This is a genomic window from Lentibacillus sp. L22 (assembly GCF_040812445.1).
GTDB classification, from domain to species: domain Bacteria; phylum Bacillota; class Bacilli; order Bacillales; family Amphibacillaceae; genus Lentibacillus_C; species Lentibacillus_C daqui.
In genome coordinates, this window is the sequence record NZ_JBFNXI010000010.1 from 81,826 (window position 1) to 93,733 (window position 11,908).

The window sequence follows — 11,908 nt, forward strand, 5'->3', positions numbered from 1 at the left end:
CAAGCCAACGACGAAATTCGAAGTGTCATTTTTACCGGACTTTTTGAACATCCTCTTAAAAAGAGCCATTATTTATACAATGATGGCTCTTGTTTTTTCCGTTATTTCACTTCACCATTCGTTCCCACTTGCGTAAATATGGATATGGATCGAACGACCATTCACTATGACCATTATCTTTGTACATGCCATAATGCAAGTGCGGTGGAAACTTCCCCGAGGTTCCCGGCGGCCCATAACCTGTTGAGCCAACACTGCCGATGATATCACCGGGTTTCACAACTTGCCCCACTTTAATTCCGTCTTCATATCCGCTTAGGTGACCATAATAGTGATAAATATTATTGATATCACGAATTCCAATCCGCCAGCCACCATACAAGTTCCAGCCTTTCATTTCTATCACCCCATAGGTGGTCGATTTGACCGGTGTTCCATAGTCAGCAAAAATATCTGTCCCTTCATGGATACGGGTTCCGCCAAATCCACGTTTGTCCCCCCATGTACTCCTGTAACTATAATTGTAATTGGTTGCAACCGGAAAATCCCTGTCTACTAAATGCAACTTTTGATACTGTTGAAACACCTTTGCCGTGTTCATAATTGTCTGGACGGTAAGATCCCGCTTATAATAATGCCATAAACCGATTTTGATATCCTCTTTTGTCGGTCCATATTGCAACAACCAATTGGCCATTGTATATAAAACATCTTCCGGATTTCCCGGATCTGCCTTTTCATCGCCGTTTCCATCTTTACCGATTCCGTTAAAAAGTGTTATTACATTTGGATGATCACTTTTGGCACCGTTTCCTAAGCCATACCATAGTTCATCCGGAATAGATATGGAAACTTTTTGCTCTGATTTCTTATTGCTGTCGTTTCCCATGTTGCGCTCATATTGATCAATAGCCGCAATATAATACCAGGGGATTTGCGTTAAGCTTTCTGTTTTTTTATAGAGAGCCATTCGGGTTTGGTAAATGTTATTGTCGTCCGCAGCTGTCGGAACAGGAAATAAACCCATGATAAACAGAAGGATAAAGGAGACGATGAAATAAGTACGGACACGCAACATTTAATCACACCTCCTATTTAAAAAAACAAAGAGGGCTGTCATATCGTTGCCCCCTTTGCTTACGATGGAATTATCTTGTGTTATTTTCCATATTGTTCTCTCTGCCTTGGGGAGATTTTTTCATCTCGTGAATAATGTTATCAATAGTATTGTCATAATTTTGGTTACGAATGCTGGAATTATGCAAACTTTGGATATCGTTCATTAACGTTTGGTTATCGGATACATAAATATTGAAAAATCCCGGCATCGTTGATTTGGCGGTTTTGCTGGCAATATCTGCAGCAGTGGCTGGATCCATATCATCATTTAACTGGTAGGCAATTAATACTTCTTGATCAGTAACAAGTGTAGCTGCTTCATTAAAACCGTTGTTGCGTAAAATCATTCTGGTAATCATATCCGCCATTTTGTCCCGATCGATTTGAACGGAATGCAGATTCTCATGATCGTTATTCAATTGGTTCTTATTGTAGCGGACATAGCCAAGTTTGTTGTCTCTTTCCTCGTCTGTTGGGGTATGCTGTCTGTCAGGTGTCAATGAATCAGACATTTGTTCCTGTTCACTTTGGGAATTATTGTTTACTCCATTACAACCGGTAATAATGGCCAAGCTTAACACAGATGGAAGAAAAACTTTCCACTTCTTCATCGATTGACCTCCTAAGGCAAATATGATTGTTCCCCCTCACAGTTAGTTTGTAGTGCATGACAAAAATCATACAAGCAACATAACAGGTTCTCTTTGTAATTTCTGGTTATTAGGTAATGGATTATGGTACACTATATACAATGTGGGGGGAATTAGGTTGATTGAAATCCAAGGAAAGTATTATGAAGTTATTGAAAACATAAAGAATGCCTTTCAGGAGCCTATAGTAAAAGAACGGTATTCAGAAATTTTGACAAAATATGATTTTATTGTCGGTGATTGGGGCTATGATCAATTACGGCTAAAAGGATTTTATGATGACCAAAATGCAAAAGCTTCTTTCGATACAAAAATAAGTGCACTGGATGATTACCTGTATGAATATTGTAATTTTGGCTGTGCTTACTTTGTATTAAAAAAGGTGGATATATAAAGCCCTGTTCAACGGCTTATTTAACGTAAAAAAGAAATCGGCAGCCCCGGCCGATTTCTAAATACAGGTTGTCAGTCATCTTCCTGCTGTGGGTGAACATCGTCTGGCTCGTCATGAATTGGATGGGCACCGGGTGTTTGTCGTGGTAAATCCTCATGAAGTTCTCTATACGGGTAAACAAATGCACTATCACGGCGCTGATGTTTTGTCCAGGGCGTCGACTTGCTGGAAGTAACAGGTTCATCTTTATTGATTTCCGAACCAGCTGGACCCTCCGGAAATTCTTCGGGAATTAAATAATTTCTCCTATTGTTTACATTGGAAAAATCCGAGTACTTGTCCTTATCTTTTTCTCCCATTTTACATTCACCCCTTTAAATGATAGCTTTTGTTAAGAATAATGATTGAACCATGTTAATTAATGGTATGAAAAACAAGCCACAAACCGGGAGCCTCCATCTTAAATATGGTATAGTAATTACTGTGATGGATGTTTAGGAGGGATATAATGTATTTTGTGGATCGTGAAAAAATCGAACAGACATTAATATATATGGATGATTTATTGCAAGTAGTCAAAAAAGAGCAACCGAAAACCGACATGGAAAAATTGGGGTTGGAACGTATTGCTCAGATGACCGTTGAAGCAATCTTAGATACCGGAAACATGATGATTGACGGTTTTATTATGCGGGATCCGGGCGGGTTTGATGATATCATTGATATATTAATCGATGAGCAAGTATTACCGGAAAGCGACGAAGGTACATACAAATCGATGATCCAATTGCGAAAAAGGTTGGTAAAGGATTATCTCGATGTGGATCATGAAACATTACGAACAAGCCTGTTGGATCATATTCATGTGTTGGAACAATTTAGCACACATATCCGACATTATCTCGAAAATGAATTGGGTGTTGCCAATGCATTCTCCAACAATTGATACGAGAAACCATGTGAAGCGGTACAATGCATATTTAATCGATCTGGATGGAACAATGTATCGCGGTGATGAACGGATTGAAGCTGCCGCGGAGTTCGTGGAGCAATTATATCAAAGAGACATTCCTTATTTATTTCTAACCAATAATTCCGCAAAAACAAAGGAACAAATTTCAGGAAAATTAACGGGTATGGGGATCAGATCGACACCCGATCATGTTTTTACATCCGGCATGGCAACTGCAAACTATATTAAACAACAAAAAGCAGGTGCACGTTGTTATGTGATAGGGGAAGAAGGATTGGTTGACGCGATACAAAAGGAACAATTGCAGGTGACAGATGAAGCGGTTGACTTTGTTGTCGTCGGGATTGACAGGAAGATAACTTATGAAAAACTGGCAATCGCAACGCTTGCAGTTCGTAATGGGGCTTCGTTCTTGTCAACAAATAGTGACATCGCCATTCCAACAGAACGTGGTCTTGTTCCAGGAAACGGTGCCATTTCATCCGTTATTACGGTAAGTACTGGCCAAGAGCCAATTTTCATTGGTAAACCCGAGCGAATTATTACTGAACAAGCATTAAAAGTATTGGGAACTGCCAAAGAAGAAACATTGATGGTAGGAGATAATTACCATACGGATATCCTGGCCGGGATTCACGCAGGTATCGATACACTGATGGTATTTACCGGTGTGACTCCATACACGGATTATCCTCATTTGGAAACCAAGCCAACCTATCATGTACGGAATTTGGCCGAATGGTTTAATTATATGTAACAGGGAGTGCAATTCTTGTGCACTCCCTGTTCATTCTGCTTAATCATCCAGTTTTTTTGCATCGGCAGAACCATGTGCTAATCTGCTTGATGCAGCCGCAGCAATGGCACCGACAATATCGTCAAGAAAAGTATGACACTCACCAGTTGATTTATCATTTAATCGTTTGAGAATGCCTGGTTTTTGTTTATCAATGTAACCGTAATTTGTGAAACCGATAGAACCATAAACATTGACAATGGACAGTGCAATGATTTCATCAACACCATATAAACTCTCATCCGTTTCAATGGTTTGTTGGAGCGGATAATCCAATTTGCCAACTTCCGCCAATTTATCAAGCTGTATTCCGGTTAAAATCGCATTCTGTACCTCCCGTTTGGTTAACACCCGATCCACATTGAACTTGCAATCTTCCATGCTCAAATCATCATGATATTTGGCCTGTAAGTAATAAACAAGTTCGGCAATGTCATCGACTGTAACCCCACGATCGTTTAACCATTCCCTTGCTTTTAATTCCAATTCGCTTTGACTTGTATTTTTATCCATAATAATCTCCTTTCATTTTTTGGTTAAGATGTGTCGTTTGCTGACATAGATTATAATAAATGGGTATATTGCCATCTTTATCGGTTTTTTGCCATGAAAATAATAAGTAATATATATCCATAACAACAATATATGATTACAGTTCAACTCTACCATGTCGTTGAACTGCCATTCAGTTTAAGAGGCCTCTGAATGAATTTTCACTACGGGAGGGAGTAAATTGCAAGACTTGCTTGCAACATATTATGATGTGCAAACGGAAGAAATAGCCGTACTGGATAACAGGCACGGAAATAAAAGTGGTGACGCCATTTATTTTATCATTTCTGCCGCCAACAAGGAAACTATTTATATGGAACAGGCATCACTCGCCTACTACCTGGCTGAAAACAACTATCCCAACCTGGCTATTCCGATTCGCAATAAGCAGGGGGATTGGTTTTTGGAATATCAGGGAAAGCGTTACATGGTTTTACAATTACATGAACAACAGCGGGTCAATCATTCTTCACCCGGACGGCAACTAGCCGAATTCCACCAGCTTGGTTCGATGTACAGGTATGAACCCAAGGAGATTTCCAGTTATGGGCAATGGAAACATTTATGGATAGAAAAATTAAGCCTGTTTGAAAAGAACATGACCCAAACGGCAATGGAAAACCCTTGCCCTTATCATCGGTTAGTCATGGATGTGTTTCCCTATATTATTGGAATCAGCGAAAATGCTATCCAATATGTGCAGGAAACGGAGCAAGAATATCGCTTTGACATGGTTGATCAAGGTACAATTTCCTTTAAGCGTTATCACGACAACATCACCAACTCGGTTTTATGGGCTGACAGCCTTGTATACGATCATCCTGCCCGGGATTTGGCAGAACATATTCGTACGTATTTTCTGCAGGAGGAAATCAGAAGTAACGAAATAAATGAATTTCTTCAAGATTACCAATCCGTTCGACCGTTGTCCATATTCAGTTGGAGATTATTGTACGCCAGATTAATTTTTCCTATCCATTTATACGATATATTGGAGCGCGGAATGATGCAAAGGACATCATATGATCAGCTATATCATGAGTTAAAGCCTCTGTTGGCGAACCAGCAGCAATATGAACAACGTCTGGCGCACTTTTTTGCCAATTTGGACATTGATCAAGAAAGATTGCAGATACCTGTGTTACACTGGTTGTAGGACTAATTAAAGGGTGAGATAAATGAAGAAGCAACGGATTTATATTACCAGGAAACTACCGGAAGAAATGATTAAACCATATCGTCAACAGTTCGATATTCGTATGTGGGAACAGGAGGAGAAGCCTGTTCCCAGAGATGTTTTGTTGAATGAAGTAAAATCAGCTGATGGCTTGTTATGCTTGATTACCGAAAAAATTGATCAGGAATTACTGAAACAAGCAGAACAATTACAAGTGGTAGCTAACATGGCGGTCGGTTATGATAATATTGACGTCAAATCGGCCAAACAGCTGGGAGTTACAGTGACCAACACACCTGATGTACTAACTGAGACAACTGCTGACTTAGCATTTGCCTTGTTAATGGCAACTGCAAGAAGATTGGTTGAGGCAAATACGTATATCAAAGCTGACAGCTGGCAGCATTGGTCACCGTTTTTACTTGCCGGAACGGATATCCACCATAAAACCTTGGGGATTGTTGGCATGGGCAGGATTGGAACCGCTATTGCCAAACGTGCGAAAGGTTTTGGTATGAACCTGTTGTATCATAATCGTTCACGCCATCCGGATGCAGAAAATGCATTACAGGCAACGTACACTGATTTTGAAACATTACTTCGTTCATCTGATTTTGTCATGTCTGTTGTTCCGTTGGCAAAGGAAACAGAAAAGCTGTTTAATCGGCACGCATTCCAAACAATGAAGTCATCCGGGATATTTATCAATGTATCACGTGGCGGTGTGGTGGATGAGCAGGCTTTATATGATGCACTGCAAACAAAGGAAATACATGCTGCAGGGCTGGATGTGTTCTCACAGGAGCCAATTAGAAGCAATCACCCATTATTAACATTGGATAATGCTGTTTGTTTACCACACATTGGCTCCGCAAGTGTTACGACCCGAAAGGAAATGCTACGGTTATGTCTGGATAACCTGTCCAATGTGCTAAATGGGGAAGGGGCGATTACCCCTGTAGAATAAGGTGGATGTAGTCATCGCATCGGGTAGAACAAAGGCGTAAGCGCCCGGTTAGTAGCGTATGTGCTGCGCCCGTGCAACACGGGTGGTTCGGTGTTGCTGCGCAAAGCAGCGGTTTTAACCGAACATTCCTACCATGGAGATAAAGGAAACATGCCCCTGCAAAAGGGGTATGCCGACGTTGGCCGCAAAGGCCGTTTTTAGTCGGCCTTCCTTTACCCCGAGTCGATGTTGACTTATCGTACGAAGGTGAAGGAAGCACACTAGCTGCTGGGCGCTGGAGCCGGACGGGGCTAATCTTGATTACAAAGTTATCCACAAGCATTTAATTTTTATAATTTCCTAAGCAGGAACAAAAAGGCAGACATCCATTTCGAGTGTCTGCCTGCCATTTCAAATGTATGTCTTTGGATAATTAAAATACCTGTTCGATCTCCGTAACACCTGGAACTTCTGCCATCAAAGCCCGCTCAATTCCGGCTTTCAAGGTAATTGTTGAACTTGGACAGTTACCGCATGCTCCCATCAGACGAAGAAGTACAATGCCGTCTTCATCAACATCAACCAGTTCTACATCTCCACCATCACGCAATAAAAATGGACGCAGTTTTTCCAATACTTCACGTACTTGTTCTTGCATTATCCATCTTCTCCTTTCCTAAATATATTATAAGTTGAAAGCGGAAAAAAATCTATTGAGAAATTCTTTTAGTATCATCCAATTACTTTCATTTTATCTTTTATCAAAGGTTTTGTAAAATGAAAGTAACGACAATGTGGAGGTTTTAGGATGGGGAAACAAAAGGTAACGATCACTGTATATGGCGCAGAACAAATTTGTGCCAGTTGTGTTGGCGCTCCAGGATCAAAGGACACGTATGAATGGCTGCAGGCAGCAATCGGCAGGAAATATGCCACGGACAATATGGAATATGAATACATTGATATCGATCATCCGCCCGAAGTTGAAAAACATCAGCAATTTGTCCAGCGTATATTTGACGAAGATATGTTTTATCCGATTGTTTTTGTCAATAAGGAACTAGTTGCTGAAGGAATTCCCAGATTAAAGACGATTTTTCAGCAATTGGATAAATGTGGTGTAGAACCTTTGGAATAAGAAGTGAGGATGCCGAAATGGAAAACCATTTACAAAATACATGGATTGGCAATAACTATATTTATCTTAATTTTTCGTTAAGATCAAAGGAGCCGGCGGATCGGTTTGGATAACCGGTACAGCAGAAGCGATAGCAACAGGCGTATTTCTCACAATAGTAAAGAAAGTATAAAAATCTAGGCTTTATTCAGCTCATGACAAAGCAGGCCACGTCCGGCTTCAGCGCCCAGCAACTAGCAAACTTCACACTTCTTCACTACGATAAGTCAACATCGGTTCATAAGTTAAAGGAAGGCCGACTAAAAACGGCCTTTGCGGCCAACGTCGGCATACCCCTTTTGCAGGGCATGTTTCCTTTATCTCATTGCGGGGGGTGTTCGGCTAAGAACGCCGCTTTGCGCGGCAACGCCGAACCACCCGTGTTGCACGGGCGCAGTTTGTACGTTGCTAACCGGGCGCTTACGCCTTTGTTCCAAGTTAAAAAGTTTGAATCATATGGGAACGGTTTGTATACTTATATGTAAGAGGGATCATTGTTAATACGAAGGAGGACATAAAATGGTTATTACATTGACGGATAACGCTGTGGATCAAGTCAAAGAAATGATGAAAGACGAAGAAGAAAATGTTCGCCTCAGATTTGGTATCAAAGGCGGCGGCTGCAGCGGATTGTCCTACTCGCTCGGGTTTGATTATGAGGTAAATGAAGAATTGGATATGGTTGATGATATAAATGGTATCCCCGTTGTTATTTTTAAACAGGACATTCCTATCATTGAGGGAACGACAATTGATTTCAAACAAAATATGATGGGTGGAGGATTTAGCATCGACAATCCGAACGCCATTGTATCGTGTGGCTGTGGGTCGTCATTTAAAGCGAAGAATCGTGAAGGCGTACCGGAAAAATGCTAAAGTAAAGATAAGCTAGAGCGCATGTATTATCGCTCTGGCTTTTTTATTGGCAAGAAACTGAGTACGGAGTGATCTGTGCATCGCATTGTTGTTTTCCTGCACAAATTGAAAACTTTTCATGATTATCCCAAATTCTCATTTTACTTCGGCACATAACAAAATACACCTCTTCATATGATTTTTTAATCAATGCAGAGGTGTATATAAAAAGCGCTATAGGGACTAACTTCTTAAAACATGCTTGTCGAATGTTTAGGTTGAACTCTCGCTTTCGGGTCAATATATTGTTTAGCATTATTGACGGCGGTTGGACCTTCGCCAAAACCAGTTGCGATCAAATTTATCTTCCCCGGGTATGTACAAATATCGCCGGCTGCATAAATTCCCGGAATATTTGTTTCCATTTTGGTATTTACAACGATACTGTTTTTTTCGATTTCCAAACCCCAGTCTTTGATTGGCCCCAGCGTTGAGACGAATCCGTAATTACACAAAATCGAATCAACAGTAACTTCCAATTCACGGTCGCCTTTAACTTCCTGCAGCAATACACTTTCAATTCTATCTTTGCCACTAATACCGCTTGGTGAAAAAGGGGTTAAGATATCCACGCTTGAATTCATCAATTTTTCAACACTGTACTCATGTGCTCTGAATTTGTCCCGGCGATGAACCAGCGTTACTTTTGCTGCGATCGGTTCAAGCATTAATGCCCAGTCGACAGCTGAATCACCACCACCAAGCAGCATTACATGCTGGTCCTTGTAATGGTTCATGTCCTTAACATGATAATGCAAATTAATTCCCTCAAACTTTTCGTAGTCGCCAACATTCAGGCGGCGTGGCTGAAATGCGCCGTTTCCAGCAGTAATGATAATGGTCTTTGTATAGTGTACTTCCTTATTTGTCGTCAATTTAAGCGTTTGATCTTCCAGACGCTCCACTTTCTCAACAGCTTGTCCCAATACAATTTCCGGGTCAAACATGTTGGCCTGTTCCTCTAAATTGTCTACAAGTTCTTGTGCGCGTATTTTGGGAAACCCGGCAACATCATAGATATCTTTTTCCGGATATAATGCGGTTAGCTGACCGCCGGTATGGGGAAGGCTCTCAATAATCTTTACACTAGCATCCCGCATTCCACCGTAGAAGGCAGTAAACAGGCCTGTAGGACCCGCGCCGATAATGGTTACATCATATATTTGTTCAGACATTAGTTAGTTCCTCCATTCTTCCTCTTCTATACTACGACATATTGAAATTATCATAAAGAAATATGCTGTTTGTTGTTATTCGGATGGGATAAGCAGGTATTCAGGGATTTTAAAAATGTAAAATAAGGGTTGAAAAATACAAGCAAACCGGATAATATATGATGTGGACTTTATATTACGAATTCATGACAATAATATTTCGATTGTTACATAATGATTTGTAGATCCAAGTTTTATATGAAATGGGTAATAGCGTTTATGATAGAATTAAAAACGGACGGAAGTGAAAATATATGGGGAAGCCGAGTGTTGTGATAATTGGCGCTGGGTATGGCGGAATGATGACCACGGTCAAATTGCAAAAATTATTAGGCACAAATGATGCCACAATAACGCTTGTTAATAATAACGATTATCACTATCAGACAACATGGTTGCATGAAAATGCGGCTGGTACGTTACATCACGACCGCACCAGAATTCCTATTAAAGAAGTGATCGATACCAATAAAGTGCGGTTTATAAAGGATACTGTTGTTGCTGTTAAGCCTGATGAAAAAAAAGTAAAATTAGGGAATGGTTGTCTATCCTATGATATCCTGGTTGTGGCACTTGGGTTTGAGGCAGCAACATTTGGGATACCGGGGTTAATGGAAAATGCATTTGCCATTGGTAATATTAATAGTGCACGACTGATTCGTGAGCACATAGAATACAATTTTGCGATGTACCATAATGACCCGAAAAAAGACCAGGCACGATTGAATATCGTGGTTGGTGGTGGTGGCTTTACTGGTGTTGAATTTCTTGGTGAGCTGGCTAACCGAATTCCGGAGTTATGCGCAGAATACGATATTGAAAAGAACCTGGTACGAATTATTAATATAGAAGGCGCATCGACTGTTTTACCAAACTTTGATGCCCAGCTTGTTGAATATGCAATGAACTCGCTTGAGGCACGTGGTGTAGAGTTTGTAACGGATGCTATGTTAAAACAATGTAATCCAACTGATGTCGTTTATGAAAAGAATGGTAAAGAAGAAAAGATTCCAACCCGTACAATCATTTGGGCTGCCGGCGTGCGGGCGAATACGATCGTTGAGGCATCCGGTTTTGCAACCAATCATGGAAAAATTGAAGTGCAAAAGGACATGCGCGTACCAGGCTATGAAGATGTATTTGTGCTTGGAGATTGTGCACATGTAACTGATCCGAAAACAGGCTGCCCATTTCCGCCAACATCTCAAATTGCGATCCAGGAATCACGAACGGTTGCTCGTAATATTAAGGCGCTTGTCAATGGTGATCAAAAGTTGGAAAACTTTAAAGCCAAAATTCATGGAACAGTTGCTTCACTTGGGGCGAACGATGCGATTGGAGTCGTGTTAAACAACCGAAAATTGTTCGGCTTTAAGGCTTCCATTATGAAAAAAGTGTTAGACAATCGGTATTTACTTCAATTAGGTGGGGTGGGTCTGTTAATGCGAAAAGGCAAATTCAATATTTTTTATTAAGCGTTATGTGAAGTTGGGCATTATCGAATGGAATATAATAAAAATGACAATTTCCGCAAAGGTGTACACGATCACCTTTGCTTTTTATATGTTTTCAGTTAAAATGAAATTTATATGCTTCGTTTGATAAATGGGGGGACACTGGTTTTGATTCAATTTGTCGTATCAATTATATTGTTTTTCGTTATTTTCTTTGGAATCGCCTTTATTTTGAATATGTTATTACGTCGTACATGGTTAATGTCATTTATATACCCATTTATAGTATTGATCATTGTCGATGGTATTTCAACGGCAGAATATTTTAAACATCCTGGAGCGGCATTTCAAACAGCGTTTACCAGATTGATTCATTTGACACCAGTCGATATCACGATACTTGTGTCCGGATTCATCGGAACTATCGTATCAGGTTTTGTGATTAAATTTTTGCGAAAAAGCGGCTATCAAATGTTTTAAGTGCGTGTTCAAAAAGGAGGATAAAAAGGACCGAGAAGTTCTAGGCGGCGTAGCTTTGAGC

The 11,908-nt window shown here is 40.4% G+C and carries 15 protein-coding genes; 9 read left to right on the forward strand and 6 right to left on the reverse strand.

Translation table 11 applies throughout. The features are described 5' to 3' along the window. Nucleotides 1–106 precede the first annotated feature (106 nt). Both ABRT01_RS07310 and ABRT01_RS07315 read right to left on the reverse strand, forming a co-directional pair. Nucleotides 107–1,078, reverse strand: coding sequence for a M23 family metallopeptidase (locus ABRT01_RS07310; protein ID WP_439649438.1), 972 nt, complete (start codon nucleotides 1,076–1,078; stop codon nucleotides 107–109). Nucleotides 1,079–1,148: 70 nt separating this feature from the next. Next, entirely contained in the window at nucleotides 1,149–1,730 is a 582-nt protein-coding gene (locus ABRT01_RS07315) for a YhcN/YlaJ family sporulation lipoprotein (RefSeq protein ID WP_269411893.1), read from the reverse strand. Between the two features lie 157 nt (nucleotides 1,731–1,887). On the opposite strand from ABRT01_RS07315, the gene ABRT01_RS07320 reads away from it, so the two are divergent. Continuing rightward, complete coding sequence (locus tag ABRT01_RS07320; RefSeq protein WP_269411894.1) at nucleotides 1,888–2,163, forward strand: YutD family protein; 276 nt, start codon at nucleotides 1,888–1,890, stop codon at nucleotides 2,161–2,163. A 71-nt stretch (nucleotides 2,164–2,234) separates the two neighbouring features. Here the strand turns inward: ABRT01_RS07320 and ABRT01_RS07325 are convergent, their stop codons facing one another. Continuing rightward, nucleotides 2,235–2,522 carry a hypothetical protein gene (locus ABRT01_RS07325; protein WP_269411895.1) on the reverse strand — a complete coding sequence of 96 codons (288 nt, stop codon included), beginning with the start codon at nucleotides 2,520–2,522 and terminating at the stop codon, nucleotides 2,235–2,237. 149 nt (nucleotides 2,523–2,671) lie between these two features. Here ABRT01_RS07325 and ABRT01_RS07330 point away from each other — a divergent pair, with 149 nt between their 5' ends. Together ABRT01_RS07330 and ABRT01_RS07335 are read left to right on the forward strand one after the other, a co-directional pair. Further along, nucleotides 2,672–3,109, forward strand: a complete 438-nt coding sequence (locus tag ABRT01_RS07330) for a DUF86 domain-containing protein (protein WP_269411896.1) — start codon at nucleotides 2,672–2,674, stop codon at nucleotides 3,107–3,109. Between the two features lie 13 nt (nucleotides 3,110–3,122). Continuing rightward, nucleotides 3,123–3,893: a TIGR01457 family HAD-type hydrolase gene (locus tag ABRT01_RS07335; RefSeq protein ID WP_304608131.1), complete on the forward strand. Its 771-nt coding sequence runs from the start codon at nucleotides 3,123–3,125 to the stop codon at nucleotides 3,891–3,893. Nucleotides 3,894–3,932: 39 nt separating this feature from the next. Here the strand turns inward: ABRT01_RS07335 and ABRT01_RS07340 are convergent, their stop codons facing one another. Then, nucleotides 3,933–4,445 (reverse strand): phosphatidylglycerophosphatase A family protein, encoded by a 513-nt coding sequence (locus ABRT01_RS07340; RefSeq protein WP_269411898.1) that lies wholly within the window; start codon nucleotides 4,443–4,445, stop codon nucleotides 3,933–3,935. Nucleotides 4,446–4,665: 220 nt separating this feature from the next. Between ABRT01_RS07340 and ABRT01_RS07345 the strand changes: the two genes are divergently transcribed. Then, complete coding sequence (locus ABRT01_RS07345; RefSeq protein WP_269411899.1) at nucleotides 4,666–5,640, forward strand: protein kinase family protein; 975 nt, start codon at nucleotides 4,666–4,668, stop codon at nucleotides 5,638–5,640. Nucleotides 5,641–5,662: 22 nt separating this feature from the next. After that, on the forward strand, nucleotides 5,663–6,628 hold the full coding sequence (locus ABRT01_RS07350; protein ID WP_269411900.1) for a 2-hydroxyacid dehydrogenase: 966 nt from the start codon (nucleotides 5,663–5,665) through the stop codon (nucleotides 6,626–6,628). 412 nt (nucleotides 6,629–7,040) lie between these two features. Here ABRT01_RS07350 and ABRT01_RS07355 read toward each other — a convergent pair whose 3' ends face one another. Continuing rightward, complete coding sequence (locus ABRT01_RS07355; RefSeq protein ID WP_269411901.1) at nucleotides 7,041–7,265, reverse strand: NifU family protein; 225 nt, start codon at nucleotides 7,263–7,265, stop codon at nucleotides 7,041–7,043. 150 nt (nucleotides 7,266–7,415) lie between these two features. On the opposite strand from ABRT01_RS07355, the gene ABRT01_RS07360 reads away from it, so the two are divergent. Together ABRT01_RS07360 and ABRT01_RS07365 are read left to right on the forward strand one after the other, a co-directional pair. Continuing rightward, nucleotides 7,416–7,745 carry a YuzD family protein gene (locus ABRT01_RS07360; RefSeq protein WP_269411902.1) on the forward strand — a complete coding sequence of 110 codons (330 nt, stop codon included), beginning with the start codon at nucleotides 7,416–7,418 and terminating at the stop codon, nucleotides 7,743–7,745. Between the two features lie 558 nt (nucleotides 7,746–8,303). Next, nucleotides 8,304–8,660 carry a HesB/IscA family protein gene (locus ABRT01_RS07365; protein ID WP_269411903.1) on the forward strand — a complete coding sequence of 119 codons (357 nt, stop codon included), beginning with the start codon at nucleotides 8,304–8,306 and terminating at the stop codon, nucleotides 8,658–8,660. 230 nt (nucleotides 8,661–8,890) lie between these two features. On the opposite strand, the gene ABRT01_RS07370 is transcribed toward ABRT01_RS07365, so the two are convergent. After that, on the reverse strand, nucleotides 8,891–9,874 hold the full coding sequence (locus ABRT01_RS07370; protein WP_269411904.1) for an NAD(P)/FAD-dependent oxidoreductase: 984 nt from the start codon (nucleotides 9,872–9,874) through the stop codon (nucleotides 8,891–8,893). A gap of 293 nt (nucleotides 9,875–10,167) precedes the next feature. Between ABRT01_RS07370 and ABRT01_RS07375 the strand changes: the two genes are divergently transcribed. Together ABRT01_RS07375 and ABRT01_RS07380 are read left to right on the forward strand one after the other, a co-directional pair. Then, the gene (locus tag ABRT01_RS07375; protein WP_269411905.1) at nucleotides 10,168–11,388 is read left to right on the forward strand and encodes an NAD(P)/FAD-dependent oxidoreductase; all 1,221 of its coding nucleotides are present in this window, start codon (nucleotides 10,168–10,170) and stop codon (nucleotides 11,386–11,388) included. Nucleotides 11,389–11,535: 147 nt separating this feature from the next. Further along, nucleotides 11,536–11,847 carry a YuiB family protein gene (locus ABRT01_RS07380; protein WP_269411906.1) on the forward strand — a complete coding sequence of 104 codons (312 nt, stop codon included), beginning with the start codon at nucleotides 11,536–11,538 and terminating at the stop codon, nucleotides 11,845–11,847. The last annotated feature ends 61 nt before the right edge of the window (nucleotides 11,848–11,908 follow it).

Excerpts from the sequence above, each read along its gene's own strand:
- ABRT01_RS07310 (WP_439649438.1), bottom strand. The coding sequence starts at position 1,078 with ATGTTGCGTGTCCGTACTTATTTCATCGTCTCCTTTATCCTTCTGTTT.
- ABRT01_RS07315 (WP_269411893.1), bottom strand. The coding sequence starts at position 1,730 with ATGAAGAAGTGGAAAGTTTTTCTTCCATCTGTGTTAAGCTTGGCCATT.
- ABRT01_RS07325 (WP_269411895.1), bottom strand. The coding sequence starts at position 2,522 with ATGGGAGAAAAAGATAAGGACAAGTACTCGGATTTTTCCAATGTAAAC.
- ABRT01_RS07330 (WP_269411896.1), top strand. The coding sequence starts at position 2,672 with ATGTATTTTGTGGATCGTGAAAAAATCGAACAGACATTAATATATATG.
- ABRT01_RS07340 (WP_269411898.1), bottom strand. The coding sequence starts at position 4,445 with ATGGATAAAAATACAAGTCAAAGCGAATTGGAATTAAAAGCAAGGGAA.
- ABRT01_RS07350 (WP_269411900.1), top strand. The coding sequence starts at position 5,663 with ATGAAGAAGCAACGGATTTATATTACCAGGAAACTACCGGAAGAAATG.
- ABRT01_RS07355 (WP_269411901.1), bottom strand. The coding sequence starts at position 7,265 with ATGCAAGAACAAGTACGTGAAGTATTGGAAAAACTGCGTCCATTTTTA.
- ABRT01_RS07360 (WP_269411902.1), top strand. The coding sequence starts at position 7,416 with ATGGGGAAACAAAAGGTAACGATCACTGTATATGGCGCAGAACAAATT.
- ABRT01_RS07365 (WP_269411903.1), top strand. The coding sequence starts at position 8,304 with ATGGTTATTACATTGACGGATAACGCTGTGGATCAAGTCAAAGAAATG.
- ABRT01_RS07370 (WP_269411904.1), bottom strand. The coding sequence starts at position 9,874 with ATGTCTGAACAAATATATGATGTAACCATTATCGGCGCGGGTCCTACA.
- ABRT01_RS07375 (WP_269411905.1), top strand. The coding sequence starts at position 10,168 with ATGGGGAAGCCGAGTGTTGTGATAATTGGCGCTGGGTATGGCGGAATG.